The sequence below is a fragment of the Bradyrhizobium agreste genome (assembly GCF_016031625.1).
Taxonomy (GTDB): domain Bacteria; phylum Pseudomonadota; class Alphaproteobacteria; order Rhizobiales; family Xanthobacteraceae; genus Bradyrhizobium; species Bradyrhizobium agreste.
This window is the reverse complement of record NZ_JACCHP010000005.1, coordinates 63,059-82,228: the sequence shown is the minus strand read 5'-3', so window position 1 is coordinate 82,228 and position 19,170 is coordinate 63,059. Positions and strand designations below refer to the sequence as shown.

The window sequence follows — 19,170 nt, the reverse complement described above, 5'->3', positions numbered from 1 at the left end:
GGGTTTTTGGAATGGACGTGGACGCCCGTGGAACCGCTCAACGCACGCTCGATGCTCGACGCCGCGGCCAGCGCTGCGGCGAAGCCCGCTGACCAGCCCTTCGTGGAGCGCCGTCGTCGGCTTTCGCCTGCGGCGCTCGACGTCGTCAACCAGAAGGTCGCCCGCGCCTATTCGCCGATCGTGATCGCCGGTTTCGTGCGCCTGGCCGATTTCATGCTGCTGAGCCTCGTCGGCATCGCGGTCTATCTCGGCTATGTCCTGCCGCTCGCGGGGGCGTTCAGCTGGATCTATCCAGCCGAGGTTATCGCCGTCGCCATCGCCGCCGTGGTCTGCTTCCAGGCCGCCGACATCTATCAGGTGCAGCTGTTCCGTGGTCAGCTCCGGCAGATGACGCGGATGATCTCGTCCTGGTCCTTCGTCTTCCTGCTCTTCATCGGCATCTCCTTCTTCGCCAAGTTCGGCAGCGAGGTGTCGCGGCTGTGGTTGGCCGCCTTCTACTTCCTCGGGCTCGCAGCCCTGATCGCCGAGCGTCTGGTGCTGCGCTCGCTGGTCCGGGCCTGGGCGCGCCAGGGTCGGCTCGACCGCCGCACCATCATCGTCGGCTCCGACAGCAACGGCGAGCAGCTGGTCGAAGCGCTGAAGGCGCAGGAGGATTCCGACATCCACGTGCTCGGCGTGTTCGACGACCGCAACGACAGCCGTGCGCTCGACACCTGTGCCGGCGCGCGCAAGCTCGGCAAGGTCGACGACATCGTCGAGTTCGCCCGCCGCACCCGCGTCGACCTCGTGCTGTTCGCGTTGCCGATCTCGGCCGAGACGCGCATCCTGGAGATGCTGAAGAAGCTCTGGGTGCTGCCGGTCGACATCCGCCTGTCCGCGCACACCAACAAGCTGCGCTTCCGGCCCCGCTCCTATTCCTATCTCGGCGAGGTGCCGACGCTCGACGTGTTCGAGGCGCCGATCACCGATTGGGACCTGGTGATGAAATGGCTGTTCGACCGTATCGTCGGCTGCCTCGCGCTGCTCGCAGCGCTGCCGGTGATGGGACTGGTCGCGCTCGCCGTGAAGCTCGACAGCCCCGGCCCGGTGCTGTTCCGACAGAAGCGCTTCGGTTTCAACAACGAGCGCATCGACGTCTACAAGTTCCGCTCGATGTACCACCATCAGGCCGATCCGACCGCCTCGAAGGTCGTGACCAAGAACGATCCGCGCGTCACCCGCGTCGGCCGCTTCATCCGCAAGACCAGCCTGGACGAGCTGCCGCAGCTCTTCAACGTGGTGTTTTCAGGCAATCTCTCCCTGGTCGGCCCGCGCCCGCATGCGGTCCAGGGCAAGCTCCAGAGCCGGCTGTTCGACGAAGCCGTCGACGGCTATTTCGCCCGCCACCGCGTCAAGCCGGGCATCACCGGCTGGGCCCAGATCAACGGCTGGCGCGGCGAGATCGACAACGAAGAGAAGATCCAGAAGCGGGTCGAGTTCGACCTCTATTACATCGAGAACTGGTCGGTGCTGTTCGACCTCGTCATTCTCCTGAAGACGCCGATCTCGCTGCTGACCAAGAACGAGAACGCGTATTGAGTTGATTTTTCTGTCATCGCCCGGCTTGAAGGGGCGATCCAGTACTCTGCGGCGCCTATTGCGGAAAACGGCTGGCGCTGCGGAGTACTGGATGCCCCGGTCAAGCCGGGGCATGACAGCAATGCTTGTGACGACGAGTTGTGTAAGCGTATGAGCGTGTGATGGCGTATGCGGCAACAGCCGGTGGAGTGAACGTTGCCGCACCGGTCGCGCCCGGCGTGCTGGCGCTGCAGCGCGCGCTGGTGTGGCTGGTCGGCGCCTCCGGCGCCATCGTCTTCATCGAGCCGAGCCCTTACGAGATCGCGACGCTGCTCGCGACCGTCACCTTCTTCGCCACCGGCCTGCGCCTGCGGCTCGTGCTGATGCCGCTGGTGTTGATGCTGATCCTGCTCAATGTCGGCTACACCATCAGCGCGATTCCGCTGTTCGAGCAGACGGAGGTGGTGAGCTGGATCGCGACCTCCTGGTACATGGCGGTGACCGTATTGTTCTTCGCCATGGTCATGTCCGAGGACACCGAGGCCCGGCTCAACATGCTCCGCCGCGGCCTCGTGGTCGGGGCGATGATTGCCGCGCTGCTGGCGATCGCCGGCTACTTTCACCTGATTCCCGGCGGCAACGATCTCCTCACGCTGTACGGCCGCGCGCGCGGCACCTTCAAGGACCCGAACGTGCTCGGCGCCTTCCTGATCCTGCCGGCGCTGTTCGCGCTCCAGAGCGTGGTCTCCGACAAACTGGCCAAGGCGTTCCGCAACGTCATCGCCTTCGGCATCATGTCGCTGGCGATCCTGCTCGCCTTCTCGCGCGCCGCCTGGGGCGGCCTGGCGCTGACCTCCGCCTTCATGCTGGCGCTGATGGTGCTGACCAGCCGCACCAACGCGCAGCGCTCGCGCATCGTCATCATGGCGATCGTCGCCGCCGTGCTTGGCCTCGCGCTGATCGCCGTGCTGCTGTCGTTAGATGCCACCGCCGAGATGTTCAAGCAGCGCGCGAGCTTCGGCCAGAGCTATGACGAAGGCCGCTTCGGCCGGTTCGGCCGCCACATCCTAGGTGCGGAGATGGCGCTCGACCTGCCGTTCGGCATCGGTCCATTGCAATTCCACCGCTACTTCCCCGAGGACACCCACAATTCCTACCTCAACGCCTTCATGTCCGGCGGCTGGCTCTCCGGTGTGTGTTATCCCGCGCTGGTCTTCACCACCGTCATCATGGGTTTCCGCCACGTCTTCGTCCGCGTGCCGTGGCAGCGCGCCTATCTCGCGGTGTTTTCCGCCTTCCTCGGCACCGTCGGCGAAAGCTTCGTCATCGACACCGACCACTGGCGGCACTTCTGGATGATGCTGGGCGCGATGTGGGCCATGATCGCGGCCGCGCAGGCCTACAAGGCTAGGACTGGCGAGGACGCTTCTTCAGCTTGAGCTCGGGGCGTTTCTCCGGGGGCGTATCGAGCAGCCCCTTCAGCGCCTCGGTTGCCGCCAGCGCGCCCTTGTGAGCCTCATTGGCAAAGCGCAGCAGCAAGCGCAGCTCCTCGTCGGAATAGGCGCCAAAGACCTTCTCCATCGCCTGCTGCATCGGCACGTAGAATTGGCCGAGGTTGGCGATCGCCTCGGGCACGACCGCGATGAACACCTTGCGGCGATCCTTCTCGTCGCGCTCGCGGCGGACGAGGCCGGCCTTCTCGAGCCGGTCGACGACGCCGGTGATCGCACCGGTCGTCAGGCCCGTGACCTCGGCGAGCCGGCCTGCGGTGACGCGGCCCTCGAGGTACAGGATGTCCATACATTCGAGGTCGGAATTGGCAATTCCGGCAACGTTGGCGACGGTCTGGCCGTAGAGCACGCCTTGCGCCGACGACCTGCGCATCGCCTCCTCGAGCTCCAGCAACAGCGCCGCGCGCGCCTTCGTCCTTGACAAGACCGGCCTCTTATCTTACTCGGCATATATCTTAGTCGCTAAGATATTTAGCAACCGTAACACTCTCGTATCATCACGCAAACGTCGGGAGCAAGCCATGGCCCACCGTCCCCGCAAGGCGCTGATCATCGGCGCCGGCATCGCCGGACCCGTCGCCGCGATCCTGCTGCGCCGCGCCGGAATTGAATCCGCGATCTACGAGGCCTGGCCCTACTCGAAAGGTATCGGCGGCGGCCTGCAGATCGCACCGAACGGCATGCATGTGCTGGAGGAGATCGGGCTCGCGAACGAGCTGGTCCGCCGCGGTTCGGTCGCGGAAGCCTTCGACTTCTATTCGCAGGGCGGCGAGAAGCTCGGCTCGATCAATCGCGACATGGCGCGGCGCTTCGGCCAGCCGGCCGTCAACATCTCGCGCGCCACGCTGAACGAGATCCTGATCGACAAGGCCTGGTGCGCCTGCGTCTCGCTGTATTTCGAGAAGCGCCTGATCAAGATCGAGGACCGCGGCGACCAGCCGATCATCGCCTACTTCGCCGATGGCACCACCGCCGAAGGCGACTTCCTGATCGGCGCCGACGGCGTGCACTCGGTGGTGCGCCGCCAGGTCGTGCCTGATGGCCCGCAGCCGTTCGACACCGGCCTGATCGGCTTCGGCGGCTTCGTGCCGCACGCCGTGCTCGACGGCAGACCCATCGGCAAGCACGTCGAGACGACGTTCGGCCAGAGCGGCTTCTTCGGCTACGGCTATTGCAGCCCCGATCCGATGGACGGCGTGATGTGGTGGAGCACGCAGCCGGCGCACGGCATGGACGCGGCGATGTTCCGCGCGCTCGACCATGCCACGCTGAAGCAGCATCTGCTTAGCTTCCATCATGGCTGGCATGATCCGATCCCCGCCATCATCGAAGCGGCCGAGAACATCGTGGTCACCGACACGCTCGACGTCGCGACCCTGCCGACCTGGTCGCGCAAGCGTTCGCTCTTGATCGGCGATGCCGCTCACGCGACCAGCCCCCATGCCGGCCAGGGCGCCTCGCTGGCGCTGGAGGACGCGATGCGGCTTGCGCGGCTGATGCAGGAGGGACAGGAGCTCGGCGCCACCTTCCAGGCCTTCGAAGCCGAGCGCCGCCCGCGCACCGAGAAGATCGTCGCCATGGCTCGCCGCAACGGCAACAGCAAGCGCGAGTTCAGCGCCGCCGGCGCCTGGATGCGCAATCAGATGCTGAAATGGCTGCTGCCGCTGGGCGCCAAAGGCATGGATTTCATGTACGCGTATGATGCGCGGGCGGTGTGATCTCTTCTCCCTCTCCCCGTTCTTACGGGGAGAGGGTTGGGGTGAGGGGCGCTTCCGCAAAAATGGTGAGCGTTGGACTCGCGGAGAGCCCCCTCACCCGCCGCGCTGCGCGCGTCGGCCTCTCCCCGCAAGCGGGGCGAGGCGAAGGAGGTGCCTACTTCTCCACCTTGAACGTCAGCCCCGCATTGTCCTGCAGCCGCTTGATCAGCTTGTGCTGCATTGCCGCGCCCGGCGTCCAGATTCCGCCCTTGACGTCGCTCGCATCGCGCAGCAGGCAGATCGCGCATTCGGAGATCATCTTGGAGGTCGAGCCGTAGCCGGGATCGCGGTCGCCGGTGACGCCGGCGCGGACCATGCGGCCGTCGGGGGCGATCGCGACATAGAGCAGATTGAACAGGCCGTTCTCCCGCTCCTGTTTCGAGGGCCCCTCGCCCGGCTTCGGCGCGTTCGGCCCGGTCTTCTCGGCATTGGCCGCCATCACGCGCTTGGCGTTGGCCTCGCCCTTCTCGCCGGGGCCGGTCAGGACCATCTCGTCGTAGACGAAGTCCTTCCCGTAGGGAAAACCCATCAGCATGTTGGAGCGATGGACGTTGCGGGTGTTGATCAGCGCCATCATGAATGGCGCGGCCCAGGATTGCAGGTCCTCCTCGAACACCGCCCTGTTGCCCTTGGGCTGCTTCGGGCCGGTGAAATCAGGCGTCAGCGCGAAGTGGTCGTTGAGGATGGCAACGAGGCTGAGGTCCTTAGCGACGGCATCGAAGGTCGCCTTCGCGCTTGCCGCGGTGCCGCCTGACAGCGTGCCGCGCATGTCGCGGACGCGGCCTTTCACGCGGGCTACAGGCGCGCCGAACACACGCTTTGCCTCTTCCTGCACGAAGAAGGTGCCGAGCTCGAACGGCACGGAATCATAGCCGCAGGAGAACACGATGCGCGCGCCGCTCGCCTTGGCTGCCGCCTCGTACTTGTCGATCATCTGCCGCATCCAGACCGGCTCGCCGCAGAGATCGAAATAATCCACACCCGCAGCGACGCAGGCAGCGAGCAGATCCTCGCCGTAGAACTGGTAAGGACCGACCGTCGTGATCACCGATTTGGTCTGCGCCACCATTGCCTTCAGCGATGCCGCATCCGACGCATCCGCCGTGATCAACGGCGTATCGGCGGCCGCGCCGATCGCATCTCGCACCGATTTCAGCTTGTCGAGGCTGCGTCCCGCCATCGCCCATGTGAGCGCCTTGTCGTCCTTGTAATGCGCCGCCAGATATTCGGCGACGAGCTGGCCGGTGAAACCGGTCGCGCCGTAGACGACGATGTCGAATTTCGCAGAGCTCATGATCGGCCTTTACTTCTTCGCGTAACTCACGCCCATGCCGGCGCGGACGTCGCTTTGAATACCATAGGGCGGGATCGGGTAGCGCAGGCCGTTCTTCGCCAGCGCCTTCATGCCTTCAATTGCCTTGGCGAGATGCGAGGGCTTCAAGGCCATCAGCATCTCCTCGTCCGGCACGCCGCCATAGCGCCGTTCGGCATAGCATGGCAAGGACAGGCTGGGCTCCCCGGTCTTGAGCGCCCGCCCCCAGGAATCCGCGCAGGCGGTCTCGCCGACCACGCTCCATTCGAACTTTTTGTAGCCGGTATATTGCAGCCCGTTGATGAGGATGATCATCTGCCCCGGCGTCGCATAGACGAGGCAGATGTCGGGCGGATCGAGCCGGCCGCTCGCGAGCGGGCTGACGGCGAGCGCCTGATATTGCCCGAACGGAACCACGTCTAGGGCCTCCTGGCGCTTGCGCGCGTCTTCCGCCGTACCATGCCAGACCCCGACATAGTTTTCGCCGGCGAGCCATTTCTCGTCCTGGGGGCTGAGACCGATCACCGCGCGGCATTGGCTGCCTACGAGATCGTCGGCGGTGATGCCGACAGTCCAGCCCAGGCGCGCGGCCATGCTGACGATCTGGTCGGTGGTGTGAACTGCGTTCGGGCGGCGGATCTTCGGGATCGCCTCCATCTCTGTGACGCTCGCGAACAACTTCATGCCAATCACATTCGTCTTCAGCCGCAACAGGCTGTTGATATCCGTGACCAGGCCGGCGAGATCGATCCTGTCTGCACTCTGCTGCTGCATGGCTTCCTCCGCGCTGGCGATGGTGCGCCGCGTATTCTTGTTTTGCGGCTTCGTTCTAGTCCTTGGCGGGTCCCGGAAGCAACTCGGCGGTCCTGCCCATCAGGCGGTAAGCGGTAAGACCGATCCACTCGCGCACCGCAACTTCGGTTCGTCCCAAGCCGTCCGCGCCCATATTAGTGAAGGAGAACAGATCCTCCCGTCCCCCCATCCGCCAGTCGACCGGATAGGCTTCGACGTCAAATCCAGCCTTGCGGAAGATCCCCATCGAGCGCGGCATGTGATAGGCCGACGTCACCAGCAGCCAGCGCTCGCCGGGTTTTGGCGATACCAGCTGTTTGGTGAAGATCGCATTCTCCCAGGTGTTGCGGGAGCTACGTTCGAGGATCAGGCGGTCCTTCGCGATGCCGAGATTCTCCAGGATCGGCGCGGAATAGTCGGCCTCCCTGGCCTCGTTCGACACCAGGTTCGCGGAGCCTCCGGTGAAGACGATGCGCGCATTGGGATAGCGGCGCGCCAGCTCGGCCGGCGCGAACAGACGATCGGCCGCGTGCGCGACGACCGGCGTGCGATGCGCCGCCGACAGATCGGTGTCGACCGAGCCGCCGAGCACGATGATGCCGTCGGGCGCGCCGCGCGAGGCGTCCCACGCCGGGAAGCGCGACTCCAGCGGGTAGATCAGGAGATTGCCGAGCGGCGAAAACGCCGCGAGCGCCAGCAGCACCAGCGTGGTGATGGCAAGCCTGCGGCCAAAGGCGGCAAAGCGCGTCGCCATCAGCACCACAGCCACAATTCCGAGCTCGACCAGAAGGTTGATCGGCAGCAGCGCGGTACCGAGGGTCTTGGAAAGAACGAAAAACAGGGGAGCCTCGCTGAAATCACCTGGCCTGAATGACTTGGCCTGTCTGACTTGTTGTCTGACCTTGCCTGTCTGTGCGGGGCTTGACCGGGCCCGCCATCTTCAGAAATCTTCTTGAAAGAGGATCGATCGCCGGGTCAAGCCCGCGCTGATGAAACGGAAGCGGACGCGGCACATGACCCATCATCACCTGCATTCCAGCCCGGAAACCTGCCATTGGGGCTTCTTCGAAGCCGCACTCAAGCCCGTCCTCACCGTCAAGAGCGGCGACGAGGTGACAGTCGACACCATCAGCGGCGGTCCCGACATGCTGCCTGATGGCGACAAGTTTCATATTCCGCCCGAGATGCACCGGGTTCATGCCACAAACGAACGCATGCTGCCCGGCCACATCCTCACCGGTCCGATCGCGATCGAGGGCGCAGAGCCCGGCGACGTGCTCGCGGTCGAGATCCTCGACGTCCAGCTCCGGCAGGACTGGGGCTGGAACATGATCAAGCCGCTGGCCGGCACCCTGCCCGACGATTTCCACGAGACGCGGATCCTGAACATCCCGCTCGACCGGACGCGGATGGTCGGCCGTATGCCGTGGGGTCTCGACCTGCCGCTGAAGCCGTTCTTCGGCGTGATGGGCGTATCGCCGCCGCCAGCCTGGGGCCGCATCTCCTCGCTGATCCCGCGCGCGATGGGCGGCAATCTCGACAACAAGGAGTTGGGAGCCGGCGCGACGCTGTACCTGCCGGTGTTCGTGCCGGGGGCGATGTTCTCCTGCGGCGACGGCCATGGCGTGCAGGGCGACGGCGAGGTCTGCGTCACCGCGATCGAGACCGCGCTGCAGGGCCGCTTCCGCCTGACGCTGCGCAAGGACCTGAAGCTCGATTACCCCCGCGCCGAGACGCCGACGCATTACATGACCATGGCGATGGACCCCGATCTCGACCAATGCGTGGTGCGCGCGCTGCGCGACATGATCGCGCTGCTCGGCGAAACGCGAAATCTGTCACGCGAGGATGCCTACACGCTGTGCAGCCTCGCGGCCGATCTCCGGGTGACCCAAACCGTCAACGGCGCCAAAGGCATCCATTGCATGATCGAAAAGGCGATCGTGCACGGCTGAGCCGCCGCGCCCTTCCCTAACCTGCCAACCTCCCGCGGCCGCGCGGACTTCCCCGCGGCGCGCCGCGGCGCGTCCAATTCCCAAGCGATTCCAACCAGGTGAGCCACTGCTTTGGCGCGATTTGACTTCCACCCCCGAACCTAAATAGACTCTTAATCGTTACTTTTATGTACCCGAGTAAGAGGCTAGCGTTCGGGCCATGGCCACCGAAAAAGCCGAGACTGACCGCATTCCCGTAACCCTGGCGCTCTCGACCATCGCGTATCTGGAGAAGCTGGTGAGACAGGGCACCCACGGCACCAGCGTTCCCGGCGTCGCACGTACCTTGATCGAGGAAGGCATCCGTCTCGCCATCAAGGACGGTCTTCTGTCGATCCGCGACAATGGCAGGACGTGAGCGCACGCGGTGCGTGAAGCGGATGGGTCTCGAGCCGGCGGATGGCCGACATCTGCAACCTGGGATCGCCGACAAATGCCTGTTCTCTCACCGACCTGGACCGACGAACGAATCGAACTCCTGAAGCAGCACTTCGAGGCCGGCCTCTCCTGTCGCGAGATCGCCGCCGACATCGGCGTCAGCCGCAACGCGGTGATCGGGAAATTGTCGCGGCTCAATCTGACGCGCGGCCGGACGGTCGACGACCGCAAGGGCCAGGACAAAGGCTTGGCGCCGGCGCGGATGCGCAAGGCGGTGCCGCGGCTGCAATACGAGATGCTCGCCACGCTCTATGGCGAGACCGATGCGCCGGTACTTGCAGGCCCGATCGACGAGGCCAACCGCTGCTCGCTGCTGGAGCTGTCCGAGAATCGCTGCCGCTGGCCGATCTCGACGCCGGGGGCAGACGATTTCTGCTTCTGCGGCAACATGGCACCGGACGGCCAGCCCTATTGCGCCGGCCATAGCCGCCTCGCCTACCGGCCGCCTATGCGCACCCGCGCGATACGCGGCTGAGCTAGAGCATGATCCGGAAAAGTGTGCAGCGGTTTTCCGAAAAGATCATGCTCAAACAAAGACCTAAAGCGCGATGACAATTCGTCCAAATCTCATCGCGCTTTAGTGCCCATCTCGACGACAAAAAACCTCCGGCGGGGCATCGCCGGAGGTTTCTGGAGGCTTAGCGTGAAGCTAAGAGCCGCAACTTTCGTATCTGGCTGAGCGCTATATAGCTTAGTAGCTCAAGTAAGTAAATAAATTTGAGGCCATCGAATCGCATGGCTCGCCTTCGTGTTCCGCAATGGCCATTCGGTTTTTCGAAACCACTGCCCGTGAAAAAAACCCGGCGGTTTCCCGCCGGGGTTCTCCGATCGATTTTGCGCGATCGAGGATCAGAAGTTGCGCTGAGCGCGCAGCATCATGGCGACTGAGTTCTGGTCCTTCAGCTCGTACACAGCCGCCGGCTTCGCAGCGGTGGCAATGCCCGGGCTCGCGATGGAGCCAGAGTACTTCTGGTCCAGACGCGACCAGCTCAAGTCGGCAGTGAAGGCGAGGCCCTTGACCGGAGTCCACACGGTGTTCACACCGACCACCGCGAAGTTGAAGTCCGGATTACAGGTCGCGCCGGCCAACGCGATCGCCGCGAAGTTGGTGCAGATCAGGGCCTTGCCCGTCGTGCCGTACCTCAGCTGGGCATAACCACCGTAGATGGCGCTGGCCCAGTTCGGGCTCCAGTTGTGGGTATAGCCACCGCGGAGGCCCCAGGTCTTGACGGTATCGATGCCGGTAGCAGTCCCGAACACGCCGTCGGCGAGACCGGCGAACCCGGTGCTCTGATACGCGCCATTGCTGCTTCCGCTGAACATGAAGAAGCTCTGCGGGAACAGGCTCTGGAAGTTATAGCGCGTCGCACCGTCCGTGTAGACAGCCTGCAGGTTGATCACGTCACCCGCGCCGGTCGGGATGTTCTTGATCGACAAAGCGCCCTGCACGGCCCAGCCCCACTTGTCGGAGGGATGACCGGTGAGTTCAGTCGCGCCGTAATAGGCTGTATGGAGCTCATGCGCGGCAACCGACAGCTGGGCGAGACCCCAGGCCTGGTCGACACGAACCGCACCGATGATGTCGGGCGAACGCGTGCCGCCCCAGGAGTTGGCACCATAGACGCCCGTCACGAACTGGGCAGCCGTACCCGAAGATACGTTCCAGAGGTTCGATTGGCCGTTCGTCGCGGACGTCTCATCCTGCAACGCGAACGACGCAGTGATGCCCTGGCCGAAATCGGCCGTGTAGGCGACCTGGTTCACACCGTTGGTGTGATTGCTGCCGCCCGGAATGGTGTCGGGCCCGCCAGCCGGATAGCTCTGCCACGGTGCGTCGAAGATCGAGACCGTGCGGCCGAAGGTGAAGCCGGCGAACTGGATGAACGCATGGTACAGACCGAGCGTGGCCGAAGTGTTGGGCGTGCCCGAAATGGTCGACGGGTTGCTGCCGGTGACGCTTTGCGTATCCCACGTGAAGACCGCGTCGGCATAGGTGCGGACCACGCCATACTCGGTCGCCGTGCGCGTGTCGACGTTGAAGTCGAAACGAGCGCGACCGAAATAGTAGTTGGTCAAACGGTTGTTCGACCCCGCGTTGGCGCCCTGCTGGAAGTTATAATCGCCTGCGCCGCCGAGGATCATGTCGGCGCGGACGTAACCACCCAGCTTGATGCAGGTATCGGTGCCCGGCATGTAGTAGAATCCGGCGCCGTACAGCGAGCAGATCTTCACGTATTCGACCGCCTTGGCCTTCACGGGAAGATCGGCTGCCTGAGCTCCACCAACGGCGATCAATCCCGCCGCAGTGCCGAGCAAAAGGCTCTTCACCACTTTCATTTAAAACCTCCAAGTTGCTCATTCACGGAGACCGGACCGTAAGGCCCCCCAGATCCCCGTCTCTTCATCAATCCGCTCGGCCGCTTCGCGTTTTCGGACGTACCCGCATTCGCGAGGGACGTGAGCGAACCACCTGCAACGGGACGATCGAGAACCCCCCACCGTCGTCACGCAATATGCCCGCGCCGTTCCGTTAATCAAAATAGTTTATTAGATCAGCTTTATGGTTTCACGAGTCCTGTGTCTCCGGCGCAACAGGCCGGGGGCTGAGCGAAAAATGCTGATCCGATCATATTTGTAGTTTTCGTGACAAAATTAGCCTGCTCTGCACTTGCGTCAGAGCAGAGTTGCGTGGACTATGCCCGCCGCAAATGAACGATCGGAAGAGAATCAGCTTGCGGGAGTGACGCTGTGTCCGCGACGAGGAAGGAAGGAGCGCGCCTGCGCACCATCGGCAACCTGGATATCATCAGGCGCTTCACCTGGGAGATATCGTCGATCAACATGTATCTCGAGGAGCTGCGTCAGTTCTGGGCGAGGACGCTCGGCATCAGCGGCCCGCAATGGCTGATCCTGATGGCCATCTCCGACCTCGACAAGGACGACGGTATTCCGGTCAACGTCGTGTCCAAGCTCCTCCACGTCGATCCGTCCTTCGTCACCACCCAGTCCAAGCTGCTGGAAAAGAAGGGGCTGTTGCGCCGCCGCCCCTCGCCGACCGACGCGCGCGTGGTCCGGCTATCCCTGACCGAGAAGACGCAGAAGCACCTGGCAAGCCTCAACGAGCAGTACAAGACCATCAAGGAATTCGTCTTTCAGGAGTTCGACGAGGCCGAGCTGACGGAATTCACCACCAAGCTCGCGACACTGAAGACCCGTCTCGAAAAGGCCTGCGTCCGCCTCAGTCTCGACTTCTGACCCGGGAGAAGGCTGCTAGATCCGCCTGGCGGCGCGGAGGCGCGATTCGAGCCAGTCGAAGATGTACTCGTTGGCAAGGCTGGGATTGTCGGCATGGGCCTGCGCTGCGCCGGTCTCCGCCGCGGTGAACACTTTCAGCATGACATCCGAGCTGCCGAGCCGGGAGTTCCGGACGAGCTGACGCGCCCGATCGGCCTTGAGCCAGCCGTCCTCGCCGAGCGTGATCAGCACGGGGCAATCGGCGCTGGAGGCCATCAGCGGCGCATGTGGCACCGGGACGATGCTGACGTCACTCATCGCGAATCGGCTGGCGAAGAAGGCTCGCTCGTGCAGGTCCCACAGGCCGCCGTCGCAGACGGCGGCGGCAAGCCGCGGCTCCTGCAAGACCGCGCGCGCCACGAAGGACGAGCCCCAGCCATCGGCGATGATCCCGACGCGCGCGAAGTCGACGTCCTGCCGCGTCTCCAGATAATCCATGACGCCGGGGATCGCGCTCTCGAGATCCTGGCGCCGCAATAGCGCCTCGAGAAAGTCGTCGCGCTGATCGCCGAACAGGTCGAGCGCCAGCATCGAGAAGCCGCGCTCGCGCGCGTGCGGCACGAGCTTGAACAGAAATTCTTCCTTGCGGTGGCCAGGCTCGCCGATGCAGATCACGGTCGGAGCGGGCTCCTTCCCGGATGGCGCAAGCAGAAAGTAACCCTGCAGCGAATGCCCGTCGAGCCAGGGTATCGTCACCACCTCGCCTGCCGGGCTGCGCGCGGCGAGGTAGCGGCGCGCACATTCCTGCATCGCCAGCACCGCGACCCAGCGGCGCTCGTCGGCGGGGTCGAGCGGCATCGCTGCGGCACCATAATAGTTCATCGCGCGCAGCCAATTGCGCTGCGCGCTGGCGAGGTGCCCCTCCGCGAACGCGGCCTCCGCGCGCTGCCGATTGGTCTGCGCCAGCTTCTTCCACTCGCGATGCCAGGAGCGGTCGTCGCCGCGCTTGAGCTGCCGCGCGATCATCAGGCATTCCGCGATCGTGGCGCCGCCCTCCTGGGCCGCCGTGAGCAGCCGCGTGAACTCAGCTGAAATGTCCTCTCGTTCCGGGCAAAAGGTCCAGTCGTCGGAGAGGCATGCGGGCATCATCGGGAGCTACGCTCTGGTCGTCGCGTTACCTCGCTTGACTAAACCATTTCAGGTCCCCCACCAAGCCGCCGTGCGCGCCATTACAGGCATTTGAGATCAACATCGCTTGAACAGGTCACGACGGATGCGTGAGCTTCCAAGAGCTCATGGTGCGCGCCGAACATTGGCAGCAGCTGGCACGTAGAATTACTCGGGCATCTCTTGCCATGACGATCATCATACCCATATTGCCGCGCCTCGCTGGGCGCACGAACCAGTCTGACCCGTGGCGGCGGGCTGCGCGTCCGCCTCGTGCATGGAGACGGCCTCAACCGAGCCGCCAGCCGACCTCCTGCGTGAAACTTTCGTAGAAGGCACGGTCGTAAGCCTGCTCCGGCGTGGCGCGCACGCGCTCGTCGAGGCGCCTCGCATCCTCGCCGACGAGGATGCGCCACCGCTCGGCCTTGACGCCGTCGAGAATGATCTTCGCCGCCTGCGCGGCGGTGGTCGGCGCGTCCTCCAGGAAGCTGCGGGCGCGCTCGGCGAACGCGGCCTGGATGTCCTCGTCCGACATCGTGTCGGCATCCGGCGCCCCGGCCGCGGCCATGCGCTTGCGGGTCAGCGCCACCTCGTCGGCATTGAGCCGCTCCGAGCCGTCGCCGCTCTGCACCTTGCGCGAATTGGAAACGATGGACGTGCCGATGTGGCCCGGCATCACCACCGAGCATTTGACGTGCGGGGCGTGCAGGCGAAGGTCGTTGATCAGCGCTTCGGTAAATCCCTTCACCGCGAACTTGGCCGCGCTGTAGGCGGTGTGCGCCTGGTTCATGCCGATCGAGGCCCAAAAGCCGTTGACGCTCGCGGTGTTGACGATGTGGGCCTCGTCCGCGGCGACCAGCATCGGCAGGAAGGTGCGGACGCCGAGATAGACGCCGCCCCAGCAGATGTTGAAGGTGCGCTCCCATTGCTCGCGGGTGTTGGTGAACAGGCTGCCGCCGCCGCCGATGCCGGCATTGTTGAACAGCAGGTGGATCCTGTCCGTGTTCTGCTGCTCGGCGAGCTCGTCGCGAAACCGCTTCAGGTGATCCTCGATCGCCACGTCGGCGATGTGCGTCGTGACGCGCAGGCCCTGCGGCAGCTTCTCGGCCTCGCACAGCCGCTTGGTCTCGGCCATGGCCGCTTCCGAGACGTCGCACATCGCGACATTGCAGCCTTCGGCGACGAGCTGCCGCGCGAGCTCACGCCCCATTCCCGTGCCGCCGCCGGTGATGACTGCGATCTTTCCAGCAAAATCCTTCATGGGACTTCGGTCCCTCCCCTTGTCGGTGTCTTTCTTGGTCGCGGCGCCGCTGACCGCAGCGCGCACAAAACTGTAGCAGCGCGACATCCGCGGGTAAAAGCCGGTGTGCCGGCATCTTCGCCTTCCCTATTTCGGCGGACGGACTATTCGCGCCACTCGAGCTACGCCACGTTGAACGCGCCACGGCTACCGGGCGCCTGTGGCCCGCGCGCTGCTGCGCGTGATGCTCTGCAGGCGTTATGACGTGGCTCATAGGCCGCGCGGCCCTGGCGATCGATCATCCCCAGGTGTTTTTCGGCGGGTTCCCCGTGTTTGTCCGGCTTCGGGTTAATGGCAATTTTTTTACAATCCGAATCGCCAAAAGGGGGGTGGACGCTGGGTTGAGTCGACTAGGCCCGCGTGTTGTTTGCATGTCACAGGCTCTGGCACTCCGCTTGCATCCTCTTCGTGGTCAGAAACAACCGACGAGGTGATAGGAATGTTCGTGACCGTCGTTGCCGTACTTTGCCGGCTTGGCGCAGCCAGCTTGGGCAGTTGCGTCGAGGAGATCGTGACCGACAGCAACATGACGCCCGAGATTTCGATGATGCAGTGTGCGATCGGTGCGCAGGCGCCCTTAGCGAAATGGATGGGCGAGCATCCGATCTATCACGCGAACTGGCGCCTCGAGCGCTACAAATGCGTGCCGGGTCACTATGAGATCAAGGGCCGCGCCTAAGGCCCCGCAAAACTACTGGTATCAGGACCACGGATACCAGGACGACCGATCCAAGAGGAAACGCCCCGGGGGCCACTTATCCCTCCGTGCTGACACCGCCAGCGCCAGACCGATCGCGGCACTGCGCTCTGTGACAATGATCACGCCTTCCTTCTAAGCCACCTCACGCAAGATGATCGCACGCGCCCGCCGCCCTTCCGGCGTCGGCATCAGCGCGAAGTTGTGCGGTTGCTCGCGCAGCAGATGCAGCTCGACCGGCACGCCGACCACCCTCGCCCTTGCGGCAAGATCGACGCTGTCGGGATAGAGCAGATCGCGCGTGCCTGAAAAGATCGTCATCGGCGCCAGCGCGCGGAAGCCGCCGTTGAGCGGGCTGACGAAGGGATGGCCGACATCGAGCTCGCCGGCATAGAGCCGTGCCGCCTCGACGATGCCCGGAATGTCCTGGATCGGATCGCGCGCCGCGATCGCAAGCTGCTCCGGACGGCTGACCGATGCATCTGCCGCGGGCGAGATCAGCAGCATCCGGCTCGGCTGCCGATGACCGCGATCGCGCAGCCATTGGCAGGCGGCGAGCGCAAGGCCAGCGCCAGCCGAATTGCCGACCACCGTCACCTTTGCCTCGCCTGCGTCTTCCAGCAGCATGCGCAGCAGCTCGGCCGTCGCCGGCACGACGTCCTTGGCGGTCGCGCGCGGCGCCAGCGGGTAGATCGGCACGACGCACGAGACGCGCGCCTTGCGCGTCATCTCGCCGACGAAGCGCCAATGCGCCGGCACGATCTCGTTGATGTAGCCGCCGCCATGCAGGAACATGACGTAGTTGCAGCCCTCGTGGCCCGAGGACGGCGCGGTGTAGTAGACCGGCCATCCCCCCATCTTGGTCAGGGTCACCTCGACATCGCGGCCCAGTCCAATCGGCTCATGAGAGGCCGGCGCCAGTGCCAGCTTCTGCACACGCGCCTGCACCGCTTCGGCGGATGCGAGCTGGGCCTTGTAAGGGAGCTGCCGCAGCAGCAGGTTGAAGGCGCGGCTTTGCAGGCTCGGGGCGGGATCGCGCGAGGCCCGCGCACCGAATACGCAAGCACCCGGGCAGAACTGAAACGCCGATACAAGTCTTGCAACGCTTATCGCCACATCCCCTCCACCTGTTTCGACCTGGCGACGAAGAGGCTTGCCGACCCGCCGCCACTTGTCGATATAATGCGAGCATTCACTCGCTTTTTCCACTCGCATTCAGATCACAAGACCGTGGCCCGCAAACCGCCGACAACACCCCGGAAAAAAGCCTCGCAGCAGCGATCCCGCGCCACGGTCGAGGCGCTGGTCGAGGCAACTGCTCGCATTCTGGTCAGGGAAGGCTTTGAGAAGGCCAGCACCAACCGCATCGCGGACGTCGCCGGCGTCAGCGTCGGCTCGCTCTATCAATATTTTCCCAGCAAGGAGGCGCTCGTCGCCGCCGTGATCGACCGTCACAACGAGGCGATCATGAGGCTCGTCCGCGCTGCCTTCGCGGAGGTTGCCGACCTGCCGATCGAGAAAGCCGTGCGCCGCCTCGTCACGGTCGCGATCGAGGCCCATCACATCGACCCCGACCTGCACCGCATCCTCGCCGAGCAGATCCCCCGCTCCGGCCACCTTGCCGAGGTCGAGGCCTACAGCCACGAAATCCACGCCCTCGTGCGCGCCTATCTCGAACGCCACCGCAAGGACATGCGCAAGATCGACCCCGCGCTCGCAGCGTTCATGTGCGTGAGCACGATCGAAGCCATCGCGCACAACACGGTGCTGAACGGCGCCGAGATGCTGTCGGAGAAGATGGTGAAGGTGCTGGTGGACGAGACGACAAGGATGGTGGTGGGGTATTTGAGGTAGATGGAAATTGCGGTGATGGCGCACCTATTCAGGGTGACTCAGCCTGGCAGCGGGCTGAGCCCTTCAAAGAAAGTAGAGATCTACTCATGACGAACTCGATTCGTCGCGTCATGCATAAAACAAGAAGGCAGAGCCCAGCATGCACAAATGCGCCACCCCCAAATAGAATGCCGTCGTGGAGCAAGCGCGCGCCTTTTCAAGCTGTGATTTAACGGACTCCAACTAAATCGAGCGAACCGGGTCGGTGCCGCTCGAACACGCGGATGTCGCGGCCTGCTATTGAAATGACCTTTGCGCCCGCGCGACTGTCCATGTTCTTTACGGTTTTGGGAACCCCGGCCCCGTCGGCCAGTATTCGCCACTTTCTCCTATATTCGGAGGCAATCCATGGCAGGCCAGTTACGTCGCAGATAAGAACTGGACCATTGCTAGGATATTCTTTGCGCAGCAAGGGACCGACCTTCGTTGGGTGGGCCCAGGTTCGCAGTTCTTGCATGACTAGCGGAGCACGTTTCAGGTCAACATTGATATGACGCTCGCGGCTCTTCGTCGGGTGCCTGAGGATAAATTGGTCGTCGATTTCTTCCCATCGAATTCCTGAGGTCCAACACTTGCCATCGTGACAAACATCGCTAGCTCCTTTGAATGCTTCGGCAGGGACCCACTCCCCAATGACATCCTTTTGCTTCATGAGCAGTTCGTACTGGAAGGCTTGACCAATCGCCATCGAACACCATCCGCAAAAATGAGCTCTTTCGATTATTGCTTCAGCGTGAGCAAACGTAAGACGAACGTCGCGCGCGGGTCTGGAAGGAAGTTCAAAGGTATCCAGTATTCGTACGAGGCGGTAACAATCAGAATCGTCTCGCTGCAAAACACCGTGAAACGCTATGGCGCGAAGTTGAGAAATAAAAATCCGTCCAGAAGTCTCGCCCTTCTCGGACCAACGTTTATACCAGTAGCCCAACATGCGACGGGTTATTCCACTCACAACCTGATTGCCACGATCTGCTCTAATCCTTGAGAGATACCGAGCGTTATTCAGGCGAACGCGATAGCTGAGTGCATGATATTTGGAAGTTTGATCCGTCATGTATTCATCGATCAGTGCAGAGACAGTGAGCATCTATTGATCCCCCACACTCAATTGAAAAGAAACGGAGCCATACGAACGGCTGCAAAGTGACAGACAAGGCATAAGACCACTAAGACGGGTGATGGCCCCAATAATTCCGATTGTGCCGTCGGCGCTAACAGAAGCTCCTGGTACTTTCACTTTCAATTTAGGCATTCGACGCACGGCATGGTCCTCCAATCAATTTCTTGGACCTTCGCCGGACCGTCACCGTTTGATTTGACGGCCTTGTCAAATTTTCGCAATGGGCTTCAAAACAGAATCAGTTTCGAGTGGTAAAACAATGGCTTACTGAGTGACCGCTCACACTTGCACTTTACGCAAAAAAGTGCGGATGACCTTATGAACCTGACTGATGGCCCTATCCTGATGATTTCACGATGGAATTTTTGGGCGATTTGTTTCTGTCCCAAAGAGTTCTT

General features: G+C 63.2%; 18 protein-coding genes. 9 read left to right on the top strand and 9 right to left on the bottom strand.

Annotation, left to right across the window (positions count from 1 at the left end):
- Positions 1-27 precede the first annotated feature (27 nt).
- Together HZZ13_RS08900 and HZZ13_RS08895 are read left to right on the top strand one after the other, a co-directional pair.
- Entirely contained in the window at positions 28-1,578 is a 1,551-nt protein-coding gene (locus tag HZZ13_RS08900) for an undecaprenyl-phosphate glucose phosphotransferase (RefSeq protein ID WP_197959258.1), read from the top strand.
- Positions 1,579-1,739: 161 nt separating this feature from the next.
- Positions 1,740-2,996 carry an O-antigen ligase family protein gene (locus HZZ13_RS08895; RefSeq protein WP_197959257.1) on the top strand — a complete coding sequence of 419 codons (1,257 nt, stop codon included), beginning with the start codon at positions 1,740-1,742 and terminating at the stop codon, positions 2,994-2,996.
- Here HZZ13_RS08895 and HZZ13_RS08890 read toward each other — a convergent pair.
- Positions 2,965-3,441, bottom strand: a complete 477-nt coding sequence (locus HZZ13_RS08890) for a MarR family winged helix-turn-helix transcriptional regulator (protein WP_197959485.1) — start codon at positions 3,439-3,441, stop codon at positions 2,965-2,967. The two genes, HZZ13_RS08895 and HZZ13_RS08890, sit on opposite strands and share 32 nt — an antisense overlap.
- A 148-nt stretch (positions 3,442-3,589) precedes the next feature.
- On the opposite strand from HZZ13_RS08890, the gene HZZ13_RS08885 reads away from it, so the two are divergent.
- Positions 3,590-4,786: an FAD-dependent monooxygenase gene (locus HZZ13_RS08885; protein WP_197959256.1), complete on the top strand. Its 1,197-nt coding sequence runs from the start codon at positions 3,590-3,592 to the stop codon at positions 4,784-4,786.
- Between the two features lie 154 nt (positions 4,787-4,940).
- Here the strand turns inward: HZZ13_RS08885 and HZZ13_RS08880 are convergent, their stop codons facing one another.
- From HZZ13_RS08880 to HZZ13_RS08870, 3 genes are read right to left on the bottom strand one after another with little or no spacing between them, the layout of a single operon-like run.
- On the bottom strand, positions 4,941-6,119 hold the full coding sequence (locus HZZ13_RS08880; RefSeq protein WP_197959255.1) for a saccharopine dehydrogenase family protein: 1,179 nt from the start codon (positions 6,117-6,119) through the stop codon (positions 4,941-4,943).
- Between the two features lie 9 nt (positions 6,120-6,128).
- Positions 6,129-6,911 (bottom strand): DUF169 domain-containing protein, encoded by a 783-nt coding sequence (locus HZZ13_RS08875; protein WP_197959254.1) that lies wholly within the window; start codon positions 6,909-6,911, stop codon positions 6,129-6,131.
- Positions 6,912-6,966: 55 nt separating this feature from the next.
- Entirely contained in the window at positions 6,967-7,734 is a 768-nt protein-coding gene (locus HZZ13_RS08870) for a YdcF family protein (protein ID WP_197959484.1), read from the bottom strand.
- A 208-nt stretch (positions 7,735-7,942) separates the two neighbouring features.
- Between HZZ13_RS08870 and HZZ13_RS08865 the strand changes: the two genes are divergently transcribed.
- From HZZ13_RS08865 to HZZ13_RS08855, 3 genes are all read left to right on the top strand, one after another.
- Positions 7,943-8,884 (top strand): acetamidase/formamidase family protein, encoded by a 942-nt coding sequence (locus HZZ13_RS08865; RefSeq protein ID WP_197959253.1) that lies wholly within the window; start codon positions 7,943-7,945, stop codon positions 8,882-8,884.
- Positions 8,885-9,083: 199 nt separating this feature from the next.
- Positions 9,084-9,281 (top strand): hypothetical protein, encoded by a 198-nt coding sequence (locus tag HZZ13_RS08860; RefSeq protein ID WP_024341172.1) that lies wholly within the window; start codon positions 9,084-9,086, stop codon positions 9,279-9,281.
- Between the two features lie 75 nt (positions 9,282-9,356).
- Complete coding sequence (locus HZZ13_RS08855; RefSeq protein WP_197959252.1) at positions 9,357-9,836, top strand: GcrA family cell cycle regulator; 480 nt, start codon at positions 9,357-9,359, stop codon at positions 9,834-9,836.
- Between the two features lie 374 nt (positions 9,837-10,210).
- Here the strand turns inward: HZZ13_RS08855 and HZZ13_RS08850 are convergent, their stop codons facing one another.
- Positions 10,211-11,698 carry a porin gene (locus HZZ13_RS08850; RefSeq protein ID WP_197959251.1) on the bottom strand — a complete coding sequence of 496 codons (1,488 nt, stop codon included), beginning with the start codon at positions 11,696-11,698 and terminating at the stop codon, positions 10,211-10,213.
- 411 nt (positions 11,699-12,109) lie between these two features.
- Between HZZ13_RS08850 and HZZ13_RS08845 the strand changes: the two genes are divergently transcribed.
- The gene (locus HZZ13_RS08845; RefSeq protein WP_197959250.1) at positions 12,110-12,616 is read left to right on the top strand and encodes a MarR family winged helix-turn-helix transcriptional regulator; all 507 of its coding nucleotides are present in this window, start codon (positions 12,110-12,112) and stop codon (positions 12,614-12,616) included.
- 15 nt (positions 12,617-12,631) lie between these two features.
- Here the strand turns inward: HZZ13_RS08845 and HZZ13_RS08840 are convergent, their stop codons facing one another.
- Together HZZ13_RS08840 and HZZ13_RS08835 are read right to left on the bottom strand one after the other, a co-directional pair.
- Positions 12,632-13,744, bottom strand: a complete 1,113-nt coding sequence (locus tag HZZ13_RS08840) for an alpha/beta hydrolase family protein (RefSeq protein ID WP_197959249.1) — start codon at positions 13,742-13,744, stop codon at positions 12,632-12,634.
- A gap of 307 nt (positions 13,745-14,051) precedes the next feature.
- A complete protein-coding gene (locus tag HZZ13_RS08835) occupies positions 14,052-15,023 on the bottom strand; it encodes an SDR family NAD(P)-dependent oxidoreductase (RefSeq protein WP_197959248.1) in 972 nt (323 codons plus the stop codon).
- A 478-nt stretch (positions 15,024-15,501) separates the two neighbouring features.
- Here HZZ13_RS08835 and HZZ13_RS08830 point away from each other — a divergent pair, with 478 nt between their 5' ends.
- Positions 15,502-15,741 carry a hypothetical protein gene (locus tag HZZ13_RS08830; protein WP_197959247.1) on the top strand — a complete coding sequence of 80 codons (240 nt, stop codon included), beginning with the start codon at positions 15,502-15,504 and terminating at the stop codon, positions 15,739-15,741.
- 153 nt (positions 15,742-15,894) lie between these two features.
- Here HZZ13_RS08830 and HZZ13_RS36725 read toward each other — a convergent pair whose 3' ends face one another.
- Entirely contained in the window at positions 15,895-16,875 is a 981-nt protein-coding gene (locus tag HZZ13_RS36725) for an alpha/beta hydrolase fold domain-containing protein (protein WP_311972615.1), read from the bottom strand.
- Between the two features lie 114 nt (positions 16,876-16,989).
- Between HZZ13_RS36725 and HZZ13_RS08820 the strand changes: the two genes are divergently transcribed.
- Positions 16,990-17,613 carry a TetR/AcrR family transcriptional regulator gene (locus HZZ13_RS08820; protein ID WP_311972614.1) on the top strand — a complete coding sequence of 208 codons (624 nt, stop codon included), beginning with the start codon at positions 16,990-16,992 and terminating at the stop codon, positions 17,611-17,613.
- 208 nt (positions 17,614-17,821) lie between these two features.
- On the opposite strand, the gene HZZ13_RS08815 is transcribed toward HZZ13_RS08820, so the two are convergent.
- The gene (locus HZZ13_RS08815) at positions 17,822-18,739 is read right to left on the bottom strand and encodes a hypothetical protein (RefSeq protein WP_197959245.1); all 918 of its coding nucleotides are present in this window, start codon (positions 18,737-18,739) and stop codon (positions 17,822-17,824) included.
- Positions 18,740-19,170 lie beyond the last annotated feature (431 nt).

Excerpts from the sequence above, each read along its gene's own strand:
- HZZ13_RS08850 (WP_197959251.1), bottom strand. The coding sequence starts at position 11,698 with ATGAAAGTGGTGAAGAGCCTTTTGCTCGGCACTGCGGCGGGATTGATC.
- HZZ13_RS08815 (WP_197959245.1), bottom strand. The coding sequence starts at position 18,739 with ATGCTCACTGTCTCTGCACTGATCGATGAATACATGACGGATCAAACT.
- HZZ13_RS08875 (WP_197959254.1), bottom strand. The coding sequence starts at position 6,911 with ATGCAGCAGCAGAGTGCAGACAGGATCGATCTCGCCGGCCTGGTCACG.
- HZZ13_RS08835 (WP_197959248.1), bottom strand. The coding sequence starts at position 15,023 with ATGAAGGATTTTGCTGGAAAGATCGCAGTCATCACCGGCGGCGGCACG.
- HZZ13_RS08880 (WP_197959255.1), bottom strand. The coding sequence starts at position 6,119 with ATGAGCTCTGCGAAATTCGACATCGTCGTCTACGGCGCGACCGGTTTC.
- HZZ13_RS08840 (WP_197959249.1), bottom strand. The coding sequence starts at position 13,744 with ATGATGCCCGCATGCCTCTCCGACGACTGGACCTTTTGCCCGGAACGA.
- HZZ13_RS08890 (WP_197959485.1), bottom strand. The coding sequence starts at position 3,441 with ATGCGCAGGTCGTCGGCGCAAGGCGTGCTCTACGGCCAGACCGTCGCC.
- HZZ13_RS08895 (WP_197959257.1), top strand. The coding sequence starts at position 1,740 with ATGGCGTATGCGGCAACAGCCGGTGGAGTGAACGTTGCCGCACCGGTC.
- HZZ13_RS08855 (WP_197959252.1), top strand. The coding sequence starts at position 9,357 with ATGCCTGTTCTCTCACCGACCTGGACCGACGAACGAATCGAACTCCTG.
- HZZ13_RS08865 (WP_197959253.1), top strand. The coding sequence starts at position 7,943 with ATGACCCATCATCACCTGCATTCCAGCCCGGAAACCTGCCATTGGGGC.
- HZZ13_RS08860 (WP_024341172.1), top strand. The coding sequence starts at position 9,084 with ATGGCCACCGAAAAAGCCGAGACTGACCGCATTCCCGTAACCCTGGCG.
- HZZ13_RS08885 (WP_197959256.1), top strand. The coding sequence starts at position 3,590 with ATGGCCCACCGTCCCCGCAAGGCGCTGATCATCGGCGCCGGCATCGCC.
- HZZ13_RS08830 (WP_197959247.1), top strand. The coding sequence starts at position 15,502 with ATGTTCGTGACCGTCGTTGCCGTACTTTGCCGGCTTGGCGCAGCCAGC.